Below are 23,987 nucleotides of genomic sequence, written 5' to 3' on the forward strand. Positions count from 1 at the left end.
CACTTGACACGAAACCTGTGCCGATGTTCCACTTCGGGCCACAAGCACGTTTGAACTCCGAGGAGAATGGACTTCCGGATGGGCGTCTACCGCCTGAGAGCGGGACGGTTTTTTCAAGTCAACAAGTGGCCGGCCCGCATCTCGTCGCGGTGCTCGATCGCGCTACTGCGCCTGCTGTTTCTTCTGTCCCTCGGTTTGCCGGTGTGGTCCTGCCGCAATCCGGAACCCGTCGGACCGCCTCATTTGACCTGGTATGTGTTCGACGAACCTTCCGGCGCCTTCCGAGAAGCCGCCCGGCGCTGCACCGAATTCGCAAAAGACCGCTATCGCATCGATGTCGTCTCTCTGCCGGCCGATGCCGATCAGCAAAGGGAGCAATTGACGCGCCGCCTGGCTGCAGGCGACGAATCTATCGACATCATCGGGATGGACGTGATCTGGACCGCCGAATTCGCCGAAGCGGGCTGGATACGGGAATGGCCGATGAGATCGACCCGCCGGGCTTCAGCCGGTCGGTTTCCGATAACGGTTCAAACCGCTACTTATAAGAATGTGTTCTGGGCGACGCCTTTCACGACCAATGTCCAATTGCTCTGGTATCGAACCGACCGTGTCCCGACACCGCCGGATACCTGGGACGAGATGATCGATTCGGCCGAGAAGTTGGGCAGGAATGGCCGGATTCAGGTTCAGGGCGAACGCTATGAGGGGCTGACCGTCCTTTTTGTATCCCTGCTCGCCTCGGCCGGGGGCACGGTCCTGGATGCTAGGGGACAGCAGGTCTCCCTGGAGCCCGAACCCACCCGTAAAGCTCTTCAGGCGATGAAGCGGTTGGCGACTTCTCCCGCGGCCGATCCGGGGCTGTCCACCAGCCGCGAAGACCAGGCGCGGCTGGCTTTCGAGACCGGCAATTCGGCATTCATGCTCAACTATACCTTCGTCTGGCCCAGCGCTCGGCAGAACGCGCCCGACGTCGCGGCGAACATGGGCTGGGCACGCTGGCCCGCGCTTCTGCCCGGCCGGCCCAGCCGGGTGACGGTCGGAGGCATCGATCTCGCCGTCAGCACCTACTCGCGTTATCCCGAACTCGCCTTCGACGCGGCCGAATGCCTAGCAAGCAGGGATAATCAGCGGATCGCCGCACAACGCGGGGGACTTCCACCCACCGTGTCCGCCCTTTATAACGATCCGGCCGTGCGTCGCCGGCTGCCGTTCGCGGATGTGCTGCGAGCGGCCTTGAACGATGCGGTGGAACGTCCTCAAACGCCGCTCTACGCCGACGTGTCCCTCGCCATCAGCCGCACCCTTCATCCCATGCGCGACATCGAGCCGGACCGGGATACGACTCGCTTGCGGAAAGCCGTGCAACGAGCATTGCGTTCGGAAGGCTTGCTATGAGGCGTGTCCAGAACGTCAAAGGATGGCTTTTTTGCACCCCGGCTCTAGCCGCGATGGCTTTGGTTACGGCCTATCCCATTCTCGATGCCGTCCGGCTCTCGCTTTACCGCTACGACCTACGCCACGCGGCTCCGCCCGATTTCATAGGCATCGGCAACTACTTCAGCGTATTAAGTTCGGAAGTATGGTGGCAGGCGCTTGGAAATACGCTTCTGATCACGACCATTTCGGTTTTTTTCGAGCTGGTGCTCGGCTTCGCTCTCGCACTGCTCATGCATAAAGCCGTGTTCGGACGCCGAACGGTCCGTTCGGCGGCTTTGGTGCCTTACGCCATCATCACCGTGGTAGCAGCTCTCGCCTGGAAGTTCGCATTCGATCCGACCACCGGATTCGTCAACAGCCTGCTCGGCGTCGATCGAGCCTGGCTCAACGAACGCTGGTCGGCATTCGGCGTCATCATACTCAGCGAGATCTGGAAAACCACACCGTTCATGGCTCTTTTGCTGCTGGCCGGCCTGAGCCTCATTCCGGATGATGTGCTCAGGGCGGCTCGGGTCGACGGAGCATCCGCCTTACAGCGCTTCCGTCTCATTACCCTGCCCTTGATGAAACCGTCCATCTTGGTGGCGCTGCTGTTCCGGACCTTGGATGCTTTTCGCATCTTCGATTCGGTCTATGTTCTGACACGCGGCGCGCATGGCACCGAATCGGTATCGGTGATTGGATACAACACGCTGATTGCCCGTCTCAACCTGGGTTTGGGTTCGGCGGTATCGGTGCTGATTTTTCTGTGCACGCTCGCGATCGCTCTGCTCTTCACCAAGAGCTTCGGAACGCCCTTGCTCCGCACGGGACGGTGACATGCGAATACGATTCGCAGGTATGGACGGATTCCTCGGCGCCTTGGGAAGTCTCCTCGTTGTTACTTACGCCTTGTTGCCCGTGATTTGGATCATATCGCTGTCGCTCAAGCCTGGGCGCGAACTCGGCAATGCGCGTTTTTTCCCGGACACGCTCAGTCTCGAGCACTACCGAACGGTCTTTAACGACCCGCAATTTCCGGCGGCGCTCTTGAACTCCGTGGGCATCGCTTCGATCGCCACCGGGTTGTCCATAATAATCGCCATCTTTGCGGCGTACGCCATCGTTCGGCTCGACTTTCGCGGCAAACACTGGATTTTTTACGGCACGCTCGCAGTAGCCATGTTTCCGCCGATATCCGTGGTCGGTCCCTTGTTCGAACTCTGGCGCACGCTGCGTCTTTTCGACACCTGGCCGGGCTTGATCCTTCCCTATCTGAGCTTCACCTTGCCGCTCGCCATTTGGACCTTGACCGCTTTTTTTCGCGAAATCCCGTGGGACCTGGAGCGAGCCGCACGGGTCGACGGCGCCACCCCGTCGCAAGCCTTTCGGCTCGTCATCTTGCCGCTGGTGGCGCCGGGAATCGTCGCTTCGGCCATCTTGGTCTTCATTTTCGCGTGGAACGATTTTTTGTTCGCCGCGTCCCTCACGTCCACGGATCGGGCCCGCACCGTGCCGGTCGCCATCGCGTTTTTTACGGGAAGTTCCCAATTCGAGCTGCCTACCGGTTCCATCGCCGCCGCTTCCGTAGTGGTCACGATACCGATCATCGCACTGGTCCTGATGTTCCAGCGCCGCATCATTGCCGGACTTACGGCCGGTGCCGTCAAAGGATGACCGGGAGTAGCAAAAATGGCCGAAATCGTCTTCGATCACGTGAGCAAACGCTTTGCCGGTGGGGCCTGGGCGATCAGAAAGGCAAATTTCACCGTCAAGGACGGCGAGTTTTTCATTCTCGTGGGACCGTCAGGCTGCGGCAAGTCGACCCTGCTGAACATGATCGTCGGTCTGGAAGACATCACCGAGGGCGAAATCCGGGTCGACGGCAACAGGATCAATGAACTCGACCCCAAGGACCGCAACATGGCGATGGTATTCCAAAGCTATGCGCTCTACCCCCATATGACGGTCAGGGAGAACATCTCGTTTCCGCTCAAATTGGCCAAACTGGCGCGGGACGAAATCAAGCGGCGGGTGGACGAGGTCGCGGCCATCCTCCAACTGGACCCGCTGCTCGACCGCAAACCTTCGGACCTGTCCGGAGGACAGCGCCAGCGGGTAGCCATGGGACGAGCGATCGTGCGAAGACCCCAGGTGTTCTTGTTGGACGAGCCCCTATCGAATCTCGATGCTCGGCTGCGCGTTCAAATGCGCACCGAGATCGCGGCCCTCCAGGAAAGGCTGGGCATCACGACCGTTTACGTCACTCACGACCAAACCGAAGCCATGGTGCTGGGCGATCGTGTGGCGATATTGCGAAGCGGAGAAGTCCAGCAGATCGGAACGCCGAAGGAACTGTACGAGACGCCCCGTAACGAATTCGTGGCGGGCTTCATCGGATCGCCGTCGATGAACTTCCTGAATGCCGAGATCGGCGATACCGGCGTGCTGCTGCCTATGGGGCCTTGCCCCCTGCCGCCTTCCTTTCCGTTAGAGCGCCTGAGCAACCGCTACGTCGTCGCCGGCATCCGTCCGGAACATTTTTGTTTGCCGGGAACGTCGCGTAGAGCCGGCCCCGTTTTTCCGGCTGAAATCATTTCGGTCGAATGGCTGGGCGCGGATCTTTATCTTCATGTTCAGCCGGCCCCGTCACTCCGGCCATCCAGGGACAAATCGGCGGTTGTCGAGCCGGGAACTCATCCAGCTGGACTGGTTCTGATTGTCCGAGTGCCTCCCGACCTCCGGCTGAAACGCGGCGATAGGATCGAGCTGACTTTCGACGCCACGAAGATTCAACTGTTCGACGCCGATACCGGCGAAAATTTTTTGCGGAACCATTGAAACGACAGTCTGTCGAAGCGCCTTCGGTGATGTGGCGCCCGCGACGGGCATGTTTGAAACGATCAAAACGTATAGGGAACCGCTATGAGCAACCTCGAACTCGGCATTATCGGCAACTGCATGTACAGCGCACTGATCGACCGCAAGGGGCGTGTCGTCTGGTGCTGCTTGCCCCGTTTCGACGGCGATCCGATTTTTTGCAGCCTGATCAACGGCGATGAGGACGAGGTGCAGGAAGGGTTCTTCGACATCGTGATCGATGATTTCTCCCATAGCGAACAGCACTACGAGCACAACACCGCTATCCTGGTAACCACGCTTTACGATCAGCACGGCGCTGCGGTGCAAATTACCGACTTTGCCCCGCGTTTCCGACGGTACGGCCATATGCATCGTTCGCAACGGCTGATCAGAAGGCTTCAGCCGATCAACGGCACGCCGCGGATTTCCGTCAGAGTGCGGCCGACCTACGACTACGGCGTCAAACCCATGCAAACCATCCAGGGGTCCAACTATATCCAGTTCGTCGCTCCCGGTATGTGTTTCCGCATGAGCACCGACATGCCGGTTTCCTACATATTGGACGAGACGCCCTTTCTGCTGGAGGAACCTTCGGCGATCACCTTCGGTCCCGACGAACCGCTGCGTTATACGGTGGCCGAAGCAACCCGCGAAAGCTACGAGCAAACCCTGCTGTATTGGCGCGAATGGACCCGATCGCTGTCCATTCCTTTCGAATGGCAGAAGGCCGTGATCCGCGCCGCCATCACCCTCAAGCTGTGCTGTTTCGAGGAAACCGGTGCCGTCATTGCCGCCATGACCACATCCATCCCCGAAGCGGCCGGCACGGAACGCAATTGGGATTATCGCTATTGCTGGCTGCGCGACGCCTATTTCGTCGTGAGCGCCCTAAACCGGCTTGGCGCGACCGGAACCATGGAGGAATATCTGGACTATATCTCGAATATCGCGGCCGAGGCCGACGATAGCCTGCTTCAGCCGGTCTACGGCATCGCCCTGGAGAAAAAATTGATCGAATGCCGGATCAGCTCTCTCAGGGGCTATCGGAATCACAGGCCGGTACGGGTCGGGAATCAGGCCTATGAGCACATCCAGAACGACATCTACGGCAGCGTGATCATGGCCGCCACCCAGGCCTTCTTCGACCGCCGCCTCGCGCATCCTGGAGATCAGCGTCTTTTCGAACGCCTGGAAAATCTCGGCCGCCAATGCACCAGGCTGTATAACGTACCGGATGCGAGTCTCTGGGAATTCCGCGGGTTCGCTCGCATCCATACCTTTTCGGCAGTGATGTGCTGGGCCGGCTGCGATCGTTTGGCCCGCATCGCCGATCACATGGAACTGCACGACCGCGCCCAGTACTGGCGCTCCCAGGCAGAACGGATTCGGACCGAAATCATGGAGCAGGCGTACGATTCCGGACGCAATACCTTCGTCGGAAGCTTCGGCGGCTCCGAACTCGATGCGAGCCTTTTGCTCCTCCATGACCTTCAGTTCCTAGCTGCGGATGATCCCAGCTTCATCGGTACCGTCGAGGCGGTGGAAAAGGAATTGCGGCGCGGCAATCACATGATGCGGTATGTGGAACCGGACGACTTCGGCGCACCGCAAAACGCCTTCAATATCTGCACCTTTTGGATGATCGGCGCTTTGGCGGCCATCGGCAGAAAGGAAGACGCCCGCGCCATGTTCGAGGAAATGCTCAACTGCCGGAACCATCTTGGGCTCTTGTCCGAAGACACCGATCCGCAAACCGGCGAAATGTGGGGCAATTTCCCGCAGACCTATTCCATGGTCGGGATCATTCACTCGGCCATGGTTCTGTCCAAGTCTTGGGAGGAAGCGTTTTAACAAGGCTTCTTAATGAAAGCGTTCTCCCGGAACTCGTGCATGATCAGTTGTCGTCTTCGACCCACGTCGCCTGTGTTGGCGATGCCGGGTCAAGAGATACGACGTATGCTCCGGCCACCCCGAGCCACCGACGGTCCCCAAATGAAATTGGCGGGAGCAAACCGGTATCGTAGCCGTTCAGGTTTTTCAGTGCGGACATGAAGCTATCTCTTCCCAAGCGCCGGCCGGCACGCCGCAGCCCTTCTTCGAATAAGCGGGCCATAACATAGGTGACGACCTCCGAATGCTCAGGCGACTGCGTACCGGCGAGGACCGCAAGTTCGGCGATCTTCCCGGGCGCACGGTCGCGGGGAAGTGTCGGATAACCGATCAGCAGACGTTGACGAAAATCCGGTGGTGCCTGAAGCACCGACGTCCCGGCCAGGGCACCGGGCAGTAACACCCATGGTCTCCAGGTCGTTTTCAGTGCACTCCGGTAAAACTCCCCGAGTTCATCGTCCGTACCTAAAAAAATGACGGCCCGCACGCGACGCTGGCGAAGGGCGTTGACAGTCTCCTCGGCGTGCCCGCGGGTTCCGACATATTCGATAGGTTCCAGAGTTCCGAGGTTTTTACTTCGAATGCGTTTAAGAATGCGCTGAGTCAGCATACTCGATACTGCTCCCGGACCGTGAACGCTCGCAAGAACGAAGCCGCGCTTGGCGAGAACGCGAGCCGTGTAATCAGCCAACAGTAGACTCTGCTCGCTTATCCCGGACAGCAGATAAAACGTAAACGGATTGACTGCGCGCTCGGGATCCGGAAACTCCGGAGAAGGCTCGATTATCGGGATGCGCAACGCTTTTGCTATATCGGCAAGATCGGCTTGTGCTCGAGGGGAAGCGAATCCGAAAATGGCGAACACATTCTTCTCCTCGATCGATGTTCTCAACCCGGAGCCAGATTTTTCGCCGTCAAGAAACACCGGCTCTACGGTTCGGCCGAAATAGCCGCCCTCGTTATTTCGCGCTCGGAAATAGGCGGTAATGACCCGCCGTATTCTCTCGCCCTTTTGATCGGCCGGAATCAACACTCCTACACGGATGATGCTGTCGCTCAGCCCAGAATCGTGGTCGCCCTCGATGCGCTTGATATAAGCGATCAAATCCGCGAGATCCCGAACCGACATTCGGTACCGCGGCATGCCTTTATCAAGCTTGTTGCGCGCCGGGTCGAGGCCTTGCGTAATAGCCCGTGCAAGTGTTTCGTCGGTGAACGGCGGATGTGTTCGCCCGTAGGAATGGGCGTGGCCGTAAGGCTTGGCGAGATTGGTCCAGGTGATGTTGGACGGTGTCAGGCCACCTTCGGCCCGTCCGAGACCGTCCTTGCCATGGCAGTTGGCACAAGGAAGCGCGCGTCCGTTCAGTTCCGCATCGTCGTCGCCCATCAGCGCTGTAACGGGCGTTCCGGACAGGCTTTCGCCCTGGAGATAAATGTGCTTTCCGCGCGTTTCCGCCGGCGTCAGTTGCTGTGCGCCGGCAGCCGATTCGAAAAGGAACAGGGATATAGTTGCCAGGTACGCCCTGATGCTGATTCGGAGCCTATCCCTTTGCATGCTGCTCACAAGGCTTAATCACGACGCCACCCAACTCGCGCCCTCTTATCTTTATTGCGATAGTCGGTCCGCTAATGTATCGGGCTTCACCTCAACCCGCGCTAGCGAACCGGACCTCGCGAGCATGTCGATCTGGCCATGACTTTTTTCACGCCTTGAAAGCCATAGAGACGAGTCCACAGCCGTCGGCGCCCGTCGCCGATCAAGAGTAAACGCCGCTTATCGATCCATCTCATCGATAAGGTCCGCATTTTCGAGCCTATCCCATTGATGCTCTCCTTTGAGGGGGCAATGGAATAGCTGCCGGCTGCCGGGCAGCCGTTAGTAGAACCGTGAGAAACGAATAAGACTAGAGTTGTGGCGGAAGACCCGACAAAAACGACTGGGTCAACGAGAAGACTTCAGCGCCGCTTGCCGCATCCTTGGCCAGGAAATAATCGGCGCCGCATGCCGAAGCGGCTTCACGATACTCGACCGCGTCGTAGCTGGTCAGAATGACGATGGCGGGAGAATAAATTGTCTTTATCTTGCGGGTCAGTACGAGACCGTTTTCGCCGGGCAGCTTGAGATCCATGAAAATCAGGTCGGGCCTGACTCCGTCGATTATTCTCATCGCTGCTGCACCGTTCTCGGCTTCGACAATGCCGAGGTGAGCGAACTGATCGCTGAGAAACGCTTTAAGAAAGCGCCGAAAAGACGCGTTGTCATCGACGATTAATATTTTGCACACGACCGCGAGTTCCTTGAAAAATGCGGAAAGCACATATCCCTTTGCGCGTCGAAAAGAAATCCTGTTCAAGCATCCAACGCGCTGCTTATCCGATCATTTGACCGTACACGCTCGCTTTGTTTCCGGCACTAAGGAGTTTTGCTTATTTGGTTCGGCTTCTTCGCCGTAGAAGATGAGCGAAAACAAAGTAGCGTTTTGCCATGGAAGAAAAAAAACGAATCTGCATAGCCGAAGACCATACGATTTTGCGGGAAGGATTACGGATGCTCTTGTCGCAAGATCGGGATCTGGAAGTCGTCTGCGAAGTCCATAACGGCATCGAACTCATCCGGCGGTGTCGCGAAATCATTGCGGATCTCATCTTGCTGGACCTGTCCATGCCCAAGCTAGGGGGCTTGGAGGCCATCCAAGAAATCAAAAAACGAGCGCCGCAATCGAAGATCCTGGTACTGACCGTGCACGATGTCGAAGAATACATCCTTGCGGCCCTGAGATCCGGCGCAGATGGCTATGTTCTAAAGGATGCCACTCATGCGGAACTACGCATCGCCATCCGCAGTGTATTGATCGGGAAGACCTATTTAAGTCCGAGCGTCTCAGGGAAAATCATAAAGGGGTATCTGCAAGTCAAGAGCGCGGAAGAGCCTCGGTCAGCATGGGACAGCTTGACCCATCGGGAGCGAGAGCTTTTGAAACTGATCGGCGAGGGCCATAAAAACAAAGAGATCGCGCAATATCTCCACCTCAGCGTGAAGACCGTGGAAACTCACCGCGCGAACTTAATGAAAAAGCTGGATCTTCATAGCGCGGCGGCACTGACTGCATATGCTATCGAGAAGGGGTTAGTTCTGAGATAGGTGTAGCGGATCGCAATCGGAAACGATCAGGACTGCATTCATCACAAATTCAGAACCGGATTATTCGCAACTATCCGAAGCGCCGGGACCGAGTTTGCGGCCGCTGAGCCTGCCATCATCGCCGCAGGACTGAAATCATCCGGTCCAGGACCGCGTTAGTTGCCACTGTGTCGGTAGGGTTTAGACCAGGGACTGGCGGTGTTCCAAATGGTCCGGACCAACCTTAATGAGACGGGAAAACTGTCTCAGTCTGGCCGTCTCGGTTGGGTATACCTTAACCAGACGATCCCCCCTTGATGGCCAGCTTACACGCTGGAGTGGCTAAGGACGGAATCGAACCGCCGACACGGGGAATTTTAGGAACTCTCTGAAGAATAGCGCTATGCGTCAATGTCTTGCAGGCCCCCGCGCTCTGGCATGAATGGTTACAAAGCCTGGAAATCAAGATCCACTAAACTTATTGGTTACGGAATGGGTATGGCATTGTGTCCGGCACAGTTGATGTGACCCGTGGCACTAATTTGGGAAGGATTGTTTAGCCATTTGGGTAATTTGTCACAGACGGACGCCCGGTGACTCACTTTCAATTCCGCAATTAAAGAAGGCCCGACTCGATCGGACCCAGAACGGATCGGCACAACAACAAGAAGGCGAGGTGGGGGATGGCTTTCACTAGCAAAGCGAGTTCAGCGCTCATAACGCTTTTAGGGGCGATCCTCACTCCGGGACGCCTAGCGGTTTTCCTTATCCTCCCGCTGCTGCCCAATCTGGCCGTGGCCGACACCTATTCCCCGAAGATTACCTGGTGGATTAGTGCTACCGGGGTGTACGTCGAAGGGGATTCCGCTTTTGAAACGGGAACCCTTTACTGTCAACAAACTTTTAACGGCACCCTGCAAAGTGTCGATTTTGATTACGGTGCCCTGGGATGGGTGGTCGGCAATACCTTTCAGGTAACGTGCGCCCGACCGGCCCCTTACTACACGTGGAGTCAGGGTGGGTTTACTCGGGGTGAGTGTTTATACGGCGGCAGCCGGTATGAGCCTTATTCGGCGCCGGCCCAGTGCATCAACGCGCCGTCGTGTCCGGTCGGACAGCAGCGAAATGCGCAAGGACTTTGTACTGTGGATGGTGTTCCAACCGCCAAAAATGTGGGTTGCCCCGACACATGCACATCCGGAAAACCTGAGGAGAACCCCATCAGTGTCGGCAACCCAATCCATACCGGCATCGGCAATAAATACCAGATTGAAGTCGACTATCGCGGCGACGGGGTGTTCCCGCTCGTACTCAAACGCACCTATAACAGCCAAACCCCGGTTGCCAACTACAGTGCTCAGAGCACCTTGGGCAAGGTATGGCAGCACACCTACGATCGAAGGATTGAATATCCGTATCCCAGTACCTCGTGGGCCAAGGTCATTCGGGAGGATGGTCGATTCTACACCTTTCGTTTCCTGAACGGCCAAGCCACTTATGACGCTGACGTCAACTTCAAATTGGCGTGGCTGGGCTCATCTGGCGCGGTGATCACGACCGAGGACGGTTCGCAAGAGACGTACGATTACAACGGTCGGCTAGTCTCGATCAAGAACCGGGCGGGGGCCACCCAGACGCTGACCTACAGCGGCGGTCGGTTGTACCAAGTAATCGATCCCACGGGGCGTACCCTTACCTTCGGCTATGACGGCATAAACCGTCTGATTACCGTCACTGATCCGGCCGGCGGGGTTTATGGTTACACCTACGATAACACCACGAACAACAATGTCGTTAAAGTCACCTACCCGGACGGAAAGTTTAAGACCTATGTCTATAACGAACCGGCCTATACCTCTGGGGCGAACCTGCCAAATGCCCTGACCGGGATCGTGGACGAGAATGGCACCCGCTTCGCCACTTTCAAATACGACAGCGCCAATCGGGCGCTTTCGACCGAGCATGCCGGCGGCACCGATTGGTTCGCCGTGGCGTACAACAGCGACGGCACCCGGACAGTCACCGATCCCCTCGGCACCAGCCGAACCTATGGCTTCCAAACGACACTTGGAGTCAGGAAGAATACCGGGATCACCGAACCCTGCATTTCCGGCTGCACCACCAAAACCCTCAGCCAGACCTTTGATGCCAACGGCAATCTCGCTTCCCGCACCGACTTTCGAGGCGTTCAGACCACCTATCAATACGATCTGACCCGGAATCTCGAAACGAGCCGCACCGAAGCGGTGGGGAGCCCAGAAGCTCGAACCATCACCACCCGATGGCATGCCAGCTTCCGGCTGCCGACCCAGATCACCGAACCGGGGCGGACCACGACCTTCACCTACGATGCCGCCGGCAACCGCCTGACCAAAACGATCACCGCGGGCGGACAGAGCCGGACCTGGAGCTATACCTACAACAGCTTTGGCCAAGTCACCAGCGTCGATGGCCCTCGGACCGACGTCAGCGACGTCGCCACGCTGACCTACGACACCAGCGGCAACCTGACCTCCATCACCAACGCCCTGGGGCACGTCACCACCTACGGCAATTACGACGCCCACGGCCGCGTCGGGCGGATCACCGATCCGAACGGCGTCATCACCGATCTGACCTACGACGTCCGCGGAAGGCTCATCAGTCGCACCGTGGACGGCAAGACCACCACCTTCGAGTACGACGGGGTCGGCCAGTTGACGAAAGTGACCCCGCCCGACGGGGCTTACCTCCAATACACCTATGATGCCGCCCACCGGCTGACCGACATTACCGATGCCTTGGGCAATCGCATCCACACCACCTACGATTTGGCCGGCCATAAGACGAAGGAAGAGGTGTTCGATCCCGCCAATACCCTGGTCCGGACACACCAGTGGGTCTATGACACCCTCTCGAGGCTTTCTCAGTCGATCGGCGCCGCTGGCCAGACCACCGCGTTAGGCTACGACGCCAATGGCAATCGGACCTCCATCACCGATCCTCTGAACCGGGTGACGACCTACGCCTACGATGCCCTGAACCGGGTGGTGGCCGAAACCGATCCCCTCACCGGCAGCACCGGCTACAGCTACGATGCGCTGGACCATCTCCTCGCGGTGACCGACCCCGCCAATCTCACCACCAGCTACAGCTACAACGGCTTCGGCGATCTGCTCCAGGAGACGAGCCCCAATACCGGCACGACCCACTATACCTACGACAGCGCCGGCAATCGGCTGACGCGAACCGATGCCAACGGCACCCTGGCGACTTCGAGCTACGATGCCCTCAACCGGCTCACCGGCATTGATTATCCCGGCACGGCGTCGGATGTGACCTACTCCTATGATCAGGGCGCCTACGGCCTCGGCCGGCTGACCCAACTCGGCGATAGTCAAACGATCACCGACTTCGCCTACAGTCCGACCGGGGCGGTGCTCAGCCAGACTCTAAAAGAGACCGCGAGCGGGCTGACGCAAGGGACGATCGCCTACCAGTACGATGCCGCCGACCTTCTGACCCGGATCGTCTACAGCGCCCTGCACCAGGTCGACTATGCACGGGCTGTGAACGGGCAAGTCCAAACGATCACGAAGACCACCGGCGGCGGCCCGGTCGAGACCCTCGCGAGCGACATCCAGTACCAGCCCTTCGGCCCCCTCCAAAGCCTCACCTACGGCAACGGCCTCCTTTGGACCCGGAGCTTCGACCTCGACGGGCGGCTCACCGGGCAAACCACCGGAACGCTCCAGAGTCTCGCCTATGCCTATGACCCTGTTGGGAATCTCACCGGGTTGACCGATGCGCTCAACAGCGCCCACAGCCAGAGCTTCGGCTACGACGCCCTCGACCGGTTGGTCTCGGCCGCCGGACCCTACGGCACTCTCACCTACACCTATGACCCCACCGGCAACCGGCAGAGCGAGATCCACGACGCCAATACTACCCATTACCAGTATCTGTTGACCGACCAGCGGCTCCAGGCGCAAACCGGCGCGGTGACTAAAACCTACGCCTATGATGCGGCGGGCCACACCCTCCAGGCGGGGACGACCGAATTCGTCTATGGGGCGAACGGCCGGCTCAGCCAGGCGAAGCAAGGGAGTACGGTCCTCGCCGACTACGGCTACGATGCCCTCGGGCGGCGGGTGACGAAGACCGTCACTGGCCAAATCCGCTATTTCAGCTTCGATTTGGACGGGAAGCTGCTGGCAGACGAGAATGCTTATGTCTACCTGGACGACCTGCCGCTGGTCCAACTCGACAGTCAGGGAACTCCCTTCTATCTCCACCCGAATCATCTTGGCGCGCCGCAGGCTGCGACCGACGGCACGGGCAGCATCGTTTGGACGGCGGACTACGAACCCTTCGGTCAAGCGAGCTTGGTCAATCCGAGTGTCACCGTCAATTTGCGCCTGCCGGGGCAGTACTTCGACGCCGAAACCGGGCTCCACTACAACTATTTCCGGGATTACGATCCGAGCCTCGGGCGGTATCTGGAGAGTGATCCGATCGGCCTCGACGGTGGTCTAAATACCTATGCCTATGTCGAGGGCAACCCCCTTTTGTACATAGACCCACTTGGTCTGACCCGAAAATATGCCAACCTGGGTCAGGGCTATCAAGGTGGTATCGATACATTTGATGTGAATGGTCAATCCAGCTTTGAGATCCACGTATACGACAGAAACGGTAATGAGGTTGGCCTTTATGGGCCAGAAGGCTGGTTTGACAAGCACGGCAAAACCGGGCGGCCAGATGGTTTGCCTGACTCTGTCGAAGCGCAATGCAAAGGCCAAGCCGTAGACTTGGGACGCAGGATGGGCAAGATTCCGCCGAAAGGCCTAGCGGATATTCGCGGTAATAAATGGAAGAATTTTTTTGGCAAGCTTCCCTTTCTAGGACCAATGATAGAGTTGACTAAACCGAGCCCCGAACACGCTTGCGATGTAAATCCATCGGCAGAGTTCTGCCAATGAAAAAGCTCACACATATCTACGAGAACGAGCAGGGCATCACTTGTTTTGATCAATACTTCGATTATCTGAATTGCATAAAGGCCGAAATGCCTGCGCGTCTTGTGGCGTTTGCGACCGATCGCCGACGCTACCAAATCAACGGTGAGAGCACCTTGCACGATGCTTGGTTAAAGTCGATGAGTGTGAGTAAACAGTACGCAGAGGGAGCAGCGGTAATCTCTGTGGTTCAGGTATGTCTGTTGTTGGCCACTCATCGAACAGAGGTCATCTTGAATTACTCGGGCGTGGTAGCGGTAAGTTGCTCATTCGAACCTGATCGTTGGCCTAGTCAGCCAGTGGATTTACTTGTGCATGAATTCAGCAAGGTGGAGAAAGGCATGTTCCGACACTTCATGCAGTTTGATCGCAGTGTTTGGTTAGAAGTGAAGTTCACTGAATTTTCCTTTCAGGAAGGTCCGGGGGACATAGTGTCGTAAGGCGGGTTAGCGTACTCGTATAACTGGGGGTTGAGAATCAACGAAGCAGTCCATGTAGAATGCAGCGACGCAGGTACCGCATCACTCGAGTCCGCAATCAAGGTACCTCCAATCGCAGCAGCGGCAAATTTTCCAATATGGACGCATTTTATTACAGCTCCAAGCGGGCGGCTTACTATCCATTTCCGCAGCACGCCGTGCTGATCCTGGCTGGTGTTTAGATCAAATGGATGCAGGGGTATTGCCATGACAAAAAAGCAATTCCTTTCCCTCATGCGCTTTCCCGATGAGTGGGAGTATTGGGGAATGTACCCTGATGTGTTGTTCAACTGGCAGATAGCAGGATATGTCCCAGGGCATGAGGAGGGAGCTGAACATGATCGAAATGGAGCCTTCCATTGGTGGCTTCGCCAACACCCAACCAAAGCACAGCTTGCAAAACTATTGAAGCTTACTTATCTGGATCCTGATTCGGCGCTCGGGCAGGATGTTAGGAAATATATCTACAGAGCTTCCGGGTTTGATGAAGAATTGGCAGAGCTAGAGCGAAGCTTGTCCAACCCCGCTGGGTAAGGCGGGAAAGCCTTTCATCCCTTCAAAAACGTCTCCGGTTCGATCCCGGCCTGCCTGAGAATGGTCCGGAGCGTGCCTTCTGGCTTGTCGCTGGGAGGGTTGGGAACGGTGGTGTAACGCCGGTAGCGGGGTGTACCCGCTCATGACTACCTGCGGGTCTGGTGGTGACCGCCGAAGCCCTTCTGCGTCCACATAAATGCCCCCTAAGTACATTCCGCAAATATTTGCGGAATCTCGACAGATTGGCTTGATTGGCGGGGTTGTCCTGCAGGTTGCCTATGCCGCAAGACTTCCCTGAATGTACTTAGGCACCGATGACGATCAGTTGCAACTAATGTGGTTCTGACCCGGAGGATTGCAGTCCGGCGCCGATGATAGCAGGCTCAGTTGCGACGAACTCAGGCCCGATCGCACAGATAGTTGCGTTTAATGTGGTCCTAAAATCGCGCTGATTGCAGCCCTCTACAGATAGGGACTGCATCCGGGAGCGTTTCCGGCTTGTGGTTGCGTCCTCGGCAGCGAGCGCTACGCGTCCGGGCGGTTTCGCCCCCAAGCATCGCCGACCGGAAACGGAGAAGAAATCTCTACCCGGTCCACACCGCGCGAATGGTCGTTCCGATGCCTGGAGCGGATTCGATGTAAAAAGACCCGCCCGAACTTTCGCTCCGCTGACGCATGCTTGCGAGCCACAGACCGCGTTGTCGTATTTCTCTTTCCAGCGCCTCGCTCACCTCGAACCCGCAACCGTTATCGGTGACGGTCAGTTCGATCGCAGAGTCGGTCTTTATCAAACGAAGGACGACGCGATCGGCTTTGGCATGCTTGGCGACATTGTTCAGAGCTTCCTGGACTATTCGGTAGATCGAAATTTTCAATCCTCCGGACAGGTCGTTTTCTCGTATATCCACTTGTTTTTCGATTGCGACGTAGGCATAGATGTCCTGAAATGTACGGCAATGCCAGCTCAGCGTTGCGAGAAGACCCAAGTCGTCGAGAATCGCCGGTCTTAAATCCATCGAGATGCGCCTCACCTCGGAAATGGCCTCCTTGATCACGGGAAGAATAGCCCGCAAGGATCTCTGGCCGGATGCGATCTGGTTGTTTTCAAGCAGAACGTTGACGTTGTCCAAGCTGAATTTGATGGCGCTCAGGTATTGTCCGACCGTGTCGTGAAGTTCCGAAGCGATTCGCTTGCGCTCTTGCTCCTGAGCGCTGAGAAGCTTTGCGGACAATAGGCGGAGTTCGCGTTTCGACTGCCAGACGATTTCCTTCAGCCGTTTCTTCGGAGTTAGGTCGACGACATTCCCAAAGACGGCGCTCGATCCATTATACGAGATCAAGACTTCGCTCCGCTTGATCCAGATGATCTCGCCATCTTTCCTGACGGCTCTGGCTTTGGGCACCGATGGTGTAACGGCCAGTCTTCGCTGATGCATGACCACGCCTTGTTGAGATGACCGACGATCGGAATGAAACAATTTCACCGGTGACATGCCGATCAGCTGATCCTTGGGATATCCGAGAATTTTGGCCAGCTTGTCGTTGGCATAGACGATCTCTCCATACTGGGTGACGTAGATGCCGATGAGCAAACAGTCGTCGAAGACATGCCTGATCGCCAGATGCTCCGATTTCTCGGCTTTCTTGTGGGAATCAGCGATATTTCGACTAAGTTTTCCGGCGTCGGAGGGCTGCCGATAGGCGTGGGGAACGGGTTCGCTGGCGTGCGGTATCAAAACGCCTCGATGCACGGTCTCGACCATTCGTCGGAGCCATTCGACGGGTTTCTTCTTTTCGGCCATCCTTGCCCTCCGCTCGTTCGCTGTAATCCATAAAGTGGCCAACCATCGGAGAATCGTGCACTCCGCCTTTGCCGTGCCTCCATAACCTTGGACGCCATCCCTTCTCCTCCAAGTGGCGGCAACGAAATATAAACGAAAGGAGATCCTGTTTGCAAAGCATAGGCGGCGGGTCTCGGAAGGCCCTGCGACAGCCTCGGATCTGTAGTGCCGTAGGTCGACAATCCCTTGCCGACAAACGTGCCTGACGTTCTTGAAAATCAGTGATCAGATTCGGCGATACGCTTGAGATTTTCCAGGCCGGCTTTAAATAAAGCCTGCATCGACTGAACGGCCGCCTCGTCGTTCAGTTCGTCGGGCGGGAAATTGCCGGTGTCTCCGCGATACAAACGGCTTTTCCATTCCGCCTTGGTCCCCTGCCCCGCCGGCGTCAGCTTCAATACAGCGGAATAGGAACTCGCCGGCAGCGCCTTGACGTTGGCGTCCATCAGCCGGTAGTCGTACTCGTAGGTTTTTTCGTCGTAAAAGTCGAGTTCCTCCACCAATTGTTCGCCGTTCGGAAAAGTCAGGGTACGCTTTTCGCCGGGCTTGTTGCCGCCTTGGGCTTCGCTTTTCGAGATGGCCGGATTCCATTGCGCGACGGCGCCGAACTCCTTGACCGTCTCCCAGACTTTTTCGATGGGACGGTCGATTTCGACGGTTTCGACCACTTTCTGGGGTGTCGGACCATGGGCCGAAACTCCGGCGGAAAAAGCCAAACCGAGCGTCAATAAGGCAGGAACGATCATTTTCATGGAATACACAACTCCTCGGGTTAATGAAAAAGAATGGTGGGAGCGGGCCTTTCGACATAGCTCAAGACAGGTTTCACCCCGCGATATAAACCGTGCTATCCATCAGCGGAGCCTAAACGGCAGAATGCCGTAAAGCACGACCAGCGCGGCCAGAGCCAGGCCGGCAGGCAGCCAGCGAATATCCGCGGCAACCGCTTCGAGGCGCGCGAACTCCGGGCTCTTAAGCGCCAAGCTCAATTCCTCGGGTTTCTCCAGCCGCCGGTAAACGAGTCCGGTCTCGTCGGCCAGTTGGCGAAGATAGTCTTCCTTGAGCGAGGATAGATGCTCGGTTCCGATCACCCGCTCGCTGCCGAACGGCGCGTTCCGCTCGTGATAGCCCTCGATCTCGGAAGGCGGCTTGGGCGGCAGCCCGAACGAGGATCGGTGAGGGACGTCGTCCTCCGAATAGAAACCGACGGCTTCGCCGCGTTCGTCGAATTTCGGAATGGGCGCCGGGCTCAGCCCCCCGGCTCCGACGATCAATCCCCTGAGCTTGCCCTTGAAAGCGCCGAACTCCCGCTTGTAGCGAGGATTGAGAGGCGGGGCTTCCTGGCCGTCGGTAACGAAAACCAGGTTCGAACCGTAATTCTGAAATTGATTCAAGGCATCGTAGAGTCCATCGGCGATGCGGCTGTCGGCACCCCAGGCCATGCGCCAATCGATGTGCTCAATGGCGGTATCGACCGCTTCGAACCCGCGGCAGACTTCGATGGGCTCGAACAGCAGGAAGGATCTTCGCTCGGTGAAGAGCCCCAGCCCCAACCGAGAACCGCAGGGCAATTCCCGCAGGGCCGAGCGCAAGGCGGACTTGACTGTTTCCAAGCGGCTCGTCGACCGGCTTTCTACCCGATAATCGGCGACGTTCATGCTCCGGGTAATGTCGACGACGACGATGTGATCGAATACCGGCCGCGACAGCTTCAGGGTGGGATGGAAAAGCGTAACCCCGACGCTGAGCAAGGCCAGGGCCAGACAGACGAAGCGCGGGTCGCGCGCGCGGGTGGACAGTTTCAAGGCAGGCCCCGCGGAAAACCCGGCACCGTGGTCCACAGCGCCCCCTCTTCTTCATCGTTTTCCTCTTCTCCGCCCTCGCGGCGAATCCTGTCCATTTCCGGCAGAAGCCGCATGGCGACTTCCAGGTTGTATTTGCTGTCCCAGTGGTTCGGGTCCAGGCGCAACGCCTTCTTGTAGGCATCCTTGGCCAATTCCACCAGCGGCAGCGCCCGGTTGATCTCGTTTTGTTCCACGTGTGTCAAGGCGCGTCGCAGGTGCAGGTTCCCGAGATCGAACAGGGCCGTAACGCGAAATCGGGTATCGCCCTGGTCGACCAGATAGCCGTAGGCATCCAGGGCCTCTTCATGACGATCCTTGCCGGCGAGATAAACCGCCCGAGCCAGCCTCACTTCCGGCGCCGCACGGACTCGATCGTCCGGGGAAATATCGGTGCCGCTCAGCAAGCTTCGAACCTGCTCCCCGGCAAGCTCGATCCGCCGGAGCTCCTGCCATTCCAATATTCCGGCGATGGTCGAAACGGCTAGCGCCAGCAGCGCGATTTTCAGCTCTAGGCTTTTTCCCATGATTCAGCTTCCGAGAGTTTCACGCCGATCAACAGCAGCAACGCGAAACCTGCCGCGCCGTAGCAGAGCGGCGTCAGATCCAGGCGCGGAATGCGGGCCTGATAATGGATCGGCAGGCTTTCGATCCGGTCGATATCGGCTATGGCCTGACGCAGGGCAGCCGGATTTTCCGCCTCGTATGCCTTGTACGGGATGCCGAGGCTTTCGAAAAACAAATGCAGATAACGCTCGGGCCGGACGCTCGCGTTATCGTCGCGCGGATCCTCCGGTATTTCGAAGATGCCGGGACTTCCGAGAGTCCGGAGAAAAATCCAGTACAGGCGGATTTGATGCTCCTTGAACAGCTTGCGCAGTTTCTGCTCGCTGTCCGGATCGACAACCGCCGCGCCGTCGGACACCAGCAGCACGATGCGAGACCCGGTGAGCGCCTGGCCGGCGAAGTACGACAGCGCCAGCAGCAAGCCTTTACCGATGTGCGTTTGCGCCAGGGCCGGCAAACGCAAGGCGCGCACCGCAGCCAGCACCGCCTCGCGGTCGTCGGTCAGGGGCAGTACGAATAAGGGGCCTGTGCTGTAGGCCGCGACGCCGGTCCGGTCGTTCTTTCGTTCGCTGACGAATTCGCTGAGCAAGCGCTCCGCCGCGGCTGATTTCGCCTCTTCGGCGCCCGACGGCGCACGCCCCGCGAAACTGTGGTCCATGCTCTGGCTGCGGTCGAGAAGCAACACGATATGGGCGCCGTTACCGACTCGATCGACCGCATATTCCTCCCGATGCAGCCCGGCGAGTCCGAGCACCAGACCGGTGATGGCGACGACGCCCATCAGCTTGATCAGCCAGGTCCAGACGCGCGATTGCGCATCGGCGGGCAGCAACGCATTCCACGGCGCATCGAAGCCGGTCACCGGCAGACGGACCAGCGGCAGCAGAGCGAGGCCGAGGAACGGCAGAACCCAGGCATGATCGACCGCCAGATTCATCGAAGATTCCGCTCTACGTCGTAACAGTCCCGGCAAAGGCGGAAGAGCCTGGGCATCGGAAATTCCGTCTGCGCCCCCCCTCTCTGGGGTTCGCCCCTTCGGGGCCCGCTTTGCGGTCCAAGTTCGTTCCCGACGAACTTGTCCTTGGGCCGTTCGGTGAAAAAGAAATCGTAGGAGCTCGCGAAAAAGGCGGCAATTTCCTCGCGCAAAGGTTCGAATGCCGGATGATCCGCAAAGAATGCCTCCAGATGATCCGAAAATAGCGGCTGCCCGTTTACGCCGTTGAACGCCCGGTGGATGGCGGTATAGGCGGAGGAATAGTCCGGTGCCCCGGATGCTCGGCTCAAGGTTCGTACGGCGCGGCAGGCCGCTCTGAAATGGCGGCCTCTCTGTTGCCAGGGAAGATAGCCGTAAAGATAAAACAGGTACAATCCAGCCCCCGCGCCGGCGGCGGCGGCCGAAGCCAGTCCTCGGAGCGGACCGGTTCGGCTCGGAAGCGCGGGAGGCGCATCAGGCTGCATCGGCTCCAGCCCTTCCTCCCGAAGAATCGAAAGCTCGCGAATCGGCGCCGTGGTGAAACGCCAGGCCGGCACTTCCAGTTCGAAGACATCCTCACCGTGGGTAAAGGCCAGCTTGAAGGCGGGAATCGCCAGATTCTTGACCTCCAATGGCGCGTAAAAACTTTGATAGGCGAGTTCTATCGAATAGCGGCGCAGACCGTCGTGCTCCGACTCCCGTACGTTCGCCTCCCGCAGTTCCAGCCAGCGATTGATTCGGCTCGGAGGAAGCGAATTTCGGTCGAGCAAGGCTTCCCGATCGACCGCGACATTCAGCGTCTGCCGGATAACATCACCGATGGCATAGCCGAATGGACGCGGCGTCGAGACCTGAAAGTCCCTGACCGGGCCGGGAGTCTCGCCGCCGTGCGAAACAGCAGCGCCTAAAAAAAGCAGCAGAAAAGCGAGGTACGTCCTTTTCATAAGGCGCGCTGAAAATACCGGGTAAGATAGTCGGCCTTGAATCCTTCTTCGAGAAACAGCGGCTCCCGCCCGTGACTGAGGAACAGATGAACCAGACGCTCCCGCCGATCCCGGTAGGATTCTTCCAGCCGCGCACGAAGCTTCGGGCGTAACAGCAGCAAGCGCTCCGAACCGTCTTCCAGGTCGCGCATACGGCGAAATCCGAGCGTAGCCTCGCCCCCCATCTCGCTCGCGTCCCAAAATACCAAGGGCACTACATCGTGCGGCCCCAGAGACACCAGAATCCGTTTGACCAAGGTCAAGGGCATGTGGAAGTCGGAGACGAGAAAAACCAATGAACGCGAATTGGGCACGCATCGCGCCGCTTCCACCAGGCCACGGGCGTTTGTCCCCTTGGGTCGAAACCGGCGCAGACGCCTCACCAGGTTCAAAGCCATGGCGGGGTGACGGCACAGCGGCAGGGAAAATTCGGCGTGGATCTTTTCCGAGCAACCGATGATTCCCAAGGAGTCGCCGGTGCGGTACGCGGACAAGGCCAAAGACGCCAGGAAATCGGCCAGCGTGTCCATTTTGGAACCGGTGCCGCGAAACTCCATCGACGCCGACAAATCCACGATGGCGAACACCTTGATGGCACTGCGTTGCTCGTAGATCCGGACGGCATAGCCGCCGAAGGGATCGAGCACGCTGGCCCGGAGATCGATCCGGCGCGGATCCGGGTGTTTCAGCAAGGGCGCGAGCCCATGAAAGCGCTCGCCGCTGCCGGAGCGCCGGCTCGGATGAAAGCCGGGGCGCACGGCATCGGAACGCCAGGAAACCCGGTAATGGAATTCCTCGGTATGCCTAGCCTGCATTTCTCACACCCCTTCGTAGCGAGGACGTCGAGGCGTCGGTGCGGCGCGCCGCACGGACTGAGTGGCGGCGTCGTGGTAGGTCGGGAATCCTTTCCCGACACACGCTCGTCGGCAAAGGATTGCCGACCTACGACGTCGAGCCGGCGCGAAAGAGTACGGTGCGCCACGGCGAGCGAATCGGCGTCCGCAGTAGAAGGGGTGTGAGAAATGCAGGCTAGCAATCACGGTGCGGCAATCGAATGGAGGATTTTATCCACCAATCCCGGCACCAGTTCATCGCGCCGGTATTCGTAAGCGGGTTTCAGGAACACCCGATGAGCCATGGCCGGATAGAATACGCCCTGTATGTCCTCGGGAATGACCCGGTCGCGGCCTTTGAGCCAGGCATGGACGCGCGCGGCGCGAATCAGATAACTCATGCCGCGGGGACTCGCCCCGGCCTGGATGAGCTCGGACATGTCGGCGTCGGCCACGGAGATGCCGAACCGCTCCGGTTCGTGACTGGCGCGCCACAAGTCGCGGGTATAGGCACGCAGCGTCGGGCTGGCCTGAATGCCGCTCTGGATGGCCGCGGCGATCTCGTCGAGCTCGCGATAAGGCAGCACGGCCGGCGTCACCACCCCGAGCAGACGGTTGGCATCGTGGTACCGCGGATCAAAGGTCAGCTGATCCAGGATATCCGCGTCGCTCGGATAGTCCATTGCGATCTCTAACAGGAACCGATCGCGGGCGGCAGCCGGAAGCTCGAAGGTTTCCTCTTTCTCCACCCGGTTGCGGTCGGCGAACACCTGAAGATAGGGGAATCGGAACTCGCGGTTGAATGCGGTGACGCTGCGCTCGGCCATGATGCGCAGCAGCAACGAGTGAATCTGGGGACGCGCCCGGTTGATTTCGTTGAAGAAGAAGGTCGAAAGCCCCTCACCGTGCTTGAGCACGGGACCTGGATCGACTCGCGGCCGGCCGTTCTCGTCGAGGTAGGTGTAATAGATCAAATCGGCGGGCATCAAATCGATGGTCCCTTCGATCCGTTCGTACTCGCCCCCGATGGCGAGTGACACGGCTCTCAGCAAAGTGGTCTTGCCCACACCGACGTTGCCCTCCAGCAGCACGTGGCCGCGGGCGAACACGGCGATGGTCATCAGCCGGATTGCTCGCGGCTGGCCGATGATGGCTTTTTCGATTTCCGACTCGAAGCGAAAAGCTTTTTCTCGCCAGTCGGCCAATAGTTGTTCGGAATGCATGTTTGAATTATTGGAATAGCCAACCTATCGTAAGGCGGGTTAGCCGGTATTCCGGCGTAACCCGCCTTACGAGGCGAGGCGGCGGGTTACGCAAGTACGCTAACCCGCCCTACAACTCCCAAGCCGCCAGCCAACTCAATCTACCTTGTAGACGAACTTCCCGGTCTTGCTGAACTGTTCCCAGCGCTTCTGATTGCGGGCTTCCATGGCCTTGATGGCCTCTTGTTGCTTGTTCAGCTCCGCCGGGTCGTGCTTCGGATCATATTTGCTGCCCGCCACTTTTTCGGGATAACCGGGTTTCGGCTCCCAGCAATTGCCCGGTGCCTTGCACTTGGTGCCGTCGTAGGCACTCGCGTTGAAAGCGGCTATGGACAACAGCCCGGCGCTCAGGATTAAAGTTTTCAGTTTCATTGGTCGAGTCTCC

20 protein-coding genes are annotated in these 23,987 nt (G+C 58.3%); 9 read left to right on the forward strand and 11 right to left on the reverse strand.

Features of this window, described 5'->3' with window-relative positions:
• Positions 1 to 66 precede the first annotated feature (66 nt).
• From ACWJJK_RS12125 to ACWJJK_RS12145, 5 genes are all read left to right on the forward strand, one after another.
• Complete coding sequence (locus ACWJJK_RS12125; RefSeq protein WP_454128113.1) at positions 67 to 1,398, forward strand: ABC transporter substrate-binding protein; 1,332 nt, start codon at positions 67 to 69, stop codon at positions 1,396 to 1,398.
• Positions 1,395 to 2,258, forward strand: coding sequence for an ABC transporter permease subunit (locus ACWJJK_RS12130; RefSeq protein ID WP_434130334.1), 864 nt, complete (start codon positions 1,395 to 1,397; stop codon positions 2,256 to 2,258). Before ACWJJK_RS12125 ends, ACWJJK_RS12130 begins: the two co-directional genes overlap by 4 nt.
• 22 nt (positions 2,259 to 2,280) lie before the next feature.
• Entirely contained in the window at positions 2,281 to 3,096 is an 816-nt protein-coding gene (locus tag ACWJJK_RS12135; RefSeq protein WP_166642413.1) for a carbohydrate ABC transporter permease, read from the forward strand.
• Between the two features lie 15 nt (positions 3,097 to 3,111).
• Positions 3,112 to 4,260 (forward strand): ABC transporter ATP-binding protein, encoded by a 1,149-nt coding sequence (locus tag ACWJJK_RS12140; RefSeq protein WP_454128114.1) that lies wholly within the window; start codon positions 3,112 to 3,114, stop codon positions 4,258 to 4,260.
• 84 nt (positions 4,261 to 4,344) lie between these two features.
• On the forward strand, positions 4,345 to 6,132 hold the full coding sequence (locus ACWJJK_RS12145; protein WP_454128115.1) for a glycoside hydrolase family 15 protein: 1,788 nt from the start codon (positions 4,345 to 4,347) through the stop codon (positions 6,130 to 6,132).
• A 43-nt stretch (positions 6,133 to 6,175) separates the two neighbouring features.
• On the opposite strand, the gene ACWJJK_RS12150 is transcribed toward ACWJJK_RS12145, so the two are convergent.
• Positions 6,176 to 7,726 (reverse strand): ABC transporter substrate-binding protein, encoded by a 1,551-nt coding sequence (locus ACWJJK_RS12150; RefSeq protein ID WP_454129043.1) that lies wholly within the window; start codon positions 7,724 to 7,726, stop codon positions 6,176 to 6,178.
• Positions 7,727 to 8,075: 349 nt separating this feature from the next.
• Entirely contained in the window at positions 8,076 to 8,456 is a 381-nt protein-coding gene (locus ACWJJK_RS12155; RefSeq protein ID WP_168183716.1) for a response regulator, read from the reverse strand.
• Positions 8,457 to 8,656: 200 nt separating this feature from the next.
• Between ACWJJK_RS12155 and ACWJJK_RS12160 the strand changes: the two genes are divergently transcribed.
• From ACWJJK_RS12160 to ACWJJK_RS12175, 4 genes are all read left to right on the forward strand, one after another.
• Positions 8,657 to 9,313 (forward strand): response regulator, encoded by a 657-nt coding sequence (locus tag ACWJJK_RS12160; protein WP_077729597.1) that lies wholly within the window; start codon positions 8,657 to 8,659, stop codon positions 9,311 to 9,313.
• A gap of 662 nt (positions 9,314 to 9,975) precedes the next feature.
• On the forward strand, positions 9,976 to 14,253 hold the full coding sequence (locus tag ACWJJK_RS12165; protein ID WP_454128116.1) for an RHS repeat-associated core domain-containing protein: 4,278 nt from the start codon (positions 9,976 to 9,978) through the stop codon (positions 14,251 to 14,253).
• Positions 14,250 to 14,729, forward strand: coding sequence for a hypothetical protein (locus ACWJJK_RS12170; RefSeq protein WP_086133147.1), 480 nt, complete (start codon positions 14,250 to 14,252; stop codon positions 14,727 to 14,729). The genes ACWJJK_RS12165 and ACWJJK_RS12170 overlap by 4 nt, the downstream gene beginning before the upstream one ends.
• A 246-nt stretch (positions 14,730 to 14,975) precedes the next feature.
• On the forward strand, positions 14,976 to 15,302 hold the full coding sequence (locus ACWJJK_RS12175; RefSeq protein ID WP_086133146.1) for a hypothetical protein: 327 nt from the start codon (positions 14,976 to 14,978) through the stop codon (positions 15,300 to 15,302).
• A 584-nt stretch (positions 15,303 to 15,886) separates the two neighbouring features.
• On the opposite strand, the gene ACWJJK_RS12180 is transcribed toward ACWJJK_RS12175, so the two are convergent.
• The 9 genes from ACWJJK_RS12180 to ACWJJK_RS12220 all read right to left on the reverse strand — a co-directional run bounded on the left by ACWJJK_RS12180 (position 15,887) and on the right by ACWJJK_RS12220 (position 23,974).
• The gene (locus ACWJJK_RS12180) at positions 15,887 to 17,104 is read right to left on the reverse strand and encodes a PAS domain-containing sensor histidine kinase (RefSeq protein ID WP_156881695.1); all 1,218 of its coding nucleotides are present in this window, start codon (positions 17,102 to 17,104) and stop codon (positions 15,887 to 15,889) included.
• Between the two features lie 257 nt (positions 17,105 to 17,361).
• Positions 17,362 to 17,895: an SRPBCC family protein gene (locus tag ACWJJK_RS12185; RefSeq protein ID WP_086133144.1), complete on the reverse strand. Its 534-nt coding sequence runs from the start codon at positions 17,893 to 17,895 to the stop codon at positions 17,362 to 17,364.
• 102 nt (positions 17,896 to 17,997) lie between these two features.
• Positions 17,998 to 18,948: a vWA domain-containing protein gene (locus ACWJJK_RS12190; RefSeq protein ID WP_086133157.1), complete on the reverse strand. Its 951-nt coding sequence runs from the start codon at positions 18,946 to 18,948 to the stop codon at positions 17,998 to 18,000.
• Positions 18,945 to 19,511 (reverse strand): tetratricopeptide repeat protein, encoded by a 567-nt coding sequence (locus ACWJJK_RS12195; RefSeq protein ID WP_086133143.1) that lies wholly within the window; start codon positions 19,509 to 19,511, stop codon positions 18,945 to 18,947. Before ACWJJK_RS12195 ends, ACWJJK_RS12190 begins: the two co-directional genes overlap by 4 nt.
• Positions 19,496 to 20,488: a vWA domain-containing protein gene (locus tag ACWJJK_RS12200; protein WP_086133142.1), complete on the reverse strand. Its 993-nt coding sequence runs from the start codon at positions 20,486 to 20,488 to the stop codon at positions 19,496 to 19,498. The genes ACWJJK_RS12195 and ACWJJK_RS12200 overlap by 16 nt, the downstream gene beginning before the upstream one ends.
• Positions 20,485 to 21,468, reverse strand: a complete 984-nt coding sequence (locus ACWJJK_RS12205; RefSeq protein WP_086133141.1) for a hypothetical protein — start codon at positions 21,466 to 21,468, stop codon at positions 20,485 to 20,487. The genes ACWJJK_RS12200 and ACWJJK_RS12205 overlap by 4 nt, the downstream gene beginning before the upstream one ends.
• Positions 21,465 to 22,322, reverse strand: a complete 858-nt coding sequence (locus ACWJJK_RS12210) for a DUF58 domain-containing protein (RefSeq protein ID WP_077729602.1) — start codon at positions 22,320 to 22,322, stop codon at positions 21,465 to 21,467. Before ACWJJK_RS12210 ends, ACWJJK_RS12205 begins: the two co-directional genes overlap by 4 nt.
• A 221-nt stretch (positions 22,323 to 22,543) precedes the next feature.
• On the reverse strand, positions 22,544 to 23,563 hold the full coding sequence (locus ACWJJK_RS12215) for an AAA family ATPase (RefSeq protein WP_077729604.1): 1,020 nt from the start codon (positions 23,561 to 23,563) through the stop codon (positions 22,544 to 22,546).
• Positions 23,564 to 23,698: 135 nt separating this feature from the next.
• The gene (locus tag ACWJJK_RS12220; protein ID WP_077729605.1) at positions 23,699 to 23,974 is read right to left on the reverse strand and encodes a methanol dehydrogenase [cytochrome c] subunit; all 276 of its coding nucleotides are present in this window, start codon (positions 23,972 to 23,974) and stop codon (positions 23,699 to 23,701) included.
• Positions 23,975 to 23,987 lie beyond the last annotated feature (13 nt).

The sequence above is a fragment of the Methylocaldum gracile genome (genome assembly GCF_053646815.1).

Excerpts from the sequence above, each read along its gene's own strand:
- ACWJJK_RS12125 (WP_454128113.1), top strand. The coding sequence starts at position 67 with ATGGACTTCCGGATGGGCGTCTACCGCCTGAGAGCGGGACGGTTTTTT.
- ACWJJK_RS12130 (WP_434130334.1), top strand. The coding sequence starts at position 1,395 with ATGAGGCGTGTCCAGAACGTCAAAGGATGGCTTTTTTGCACCCCGGCT.
- ACWJJK_RS12135 (WP_166642413.1), top strand. The coding sequence starts at position 2,281 with ATGGACGGATTCCTCGGCGCCTTGGGAAGTCTCCTCGTTGTTACTTAC.
- ACWJJK_RS12140 (WP_454128114.1), top strand. The coding sequence starts at position 3,112 with ATGGCCGAAATCGTCTTCGATCACGTGAGCAAACGCTTTGCCGGTGGG.
- ACWJJK_RS12145 (WP_454128115.1), top strand. The coding sequence starts at position 4,345 with ATGAGCAACCTCGAACTCGGCATTATCGGCAACTGCATGTACAGCGCA.
- ACWJJK_RS12150 (WP_454129043.1), bottom strand. The coding sequence starts at position 7,726 with ATGCAAAGGGATAGGCTCCGAATCAGCATCAGGGCGTACCTGGCAACT.
- ACWJJK_RS12160 (WP_077729597.1), top strand. The coding sequence starts at position 8,657 with ATGGAAGAAAAAAAACGAATCTGCATAGCCGAAGACCATACGATTTTG.
- ACWJJK_RS12165 (WP_454128116.1), top strand. The coding sequence starts at position 9,976 with ATGGCTTTCACTAGCAAAGCGAGTTCAGCGCTCATAACGCTTTTAGGG.
- ACWJJK_RS12170 (WP_086133147.1), top strand. The coding sequence starts at position 14,250 with ATGAAAAAGCTCACACATATCTACGAGAACGAGCAGGGCATCACTTGT.
- ACWJJK_RS12175 (WP_086133146.1), top strand. The coding sequence starts at position 14,976 with ATGACAAAAAAGCAATTCCTTTCCCTCATGCGCTTTCCCGATGAGTGG.
- ACWJJK_RS12180 (WP_156881695.1), bottom strand. The coding sequence starts at position 17,104 with ATGGCCGAAAAGAAGAAACCCGTCGAATGGCTCCGACGAATGGTCGAG.
- ACWJJK_RS12185 (WP_086133144.1), bottom strand. The coding sequence starts at position 17,895 with ATGAAAATGATCGTTCCTGCCTTATTGACGCTCGGTTTGGCTTTTTCC.
- ACWJJK_RS12195 (WP_086133143.1), bottom strand. The coding sequence starts at position 19,511 with ATGGGAAAAAGCCTAGAGCTGAAAATCGCGCTGCTGGCGCTAGCCGTT.
- ACWJJK_RS12200 (WP_086133142.1), bottom strand. The coding sequence starts at position 20,488 with ATGAATCTGGCGGTCGATCATGCCTGGGTTCTGCCGTTCCTCGGCCTC.
- ACWJJK_RS12205 (WP_086133141.1), bottom strand. The coding sequence starts at position 21,468 with ATGAAAAGGACGTACCTCGCTTTTCTGCTGCTTTTTTTAGGCGCTGCT.
- ACWJJK_RS12210 (WP_077729602.1), bottom strand. The coding sequence starts at position 22,322 with ATGCAGGCTAGGCATACCGAGGAATTCCATTACCGGGTTTCCTGGCGT.
- ACWJJK_RS12215 (WP_077729604.1), bottom strand. The coding sequence starts at position 23,563 with ATGCATTCCGAACAACTATTGGCCGACTGGCGAGAAAAAGCTTTTCGC.
- ACWJJK_RS12220 (WP_077729605.1), bottom strand. The coding sequence starts at position 23,974 with ATGAAACTGAAAACTTTAATCCTGAGCGCCGGGCTGTTGTCCATAGCC.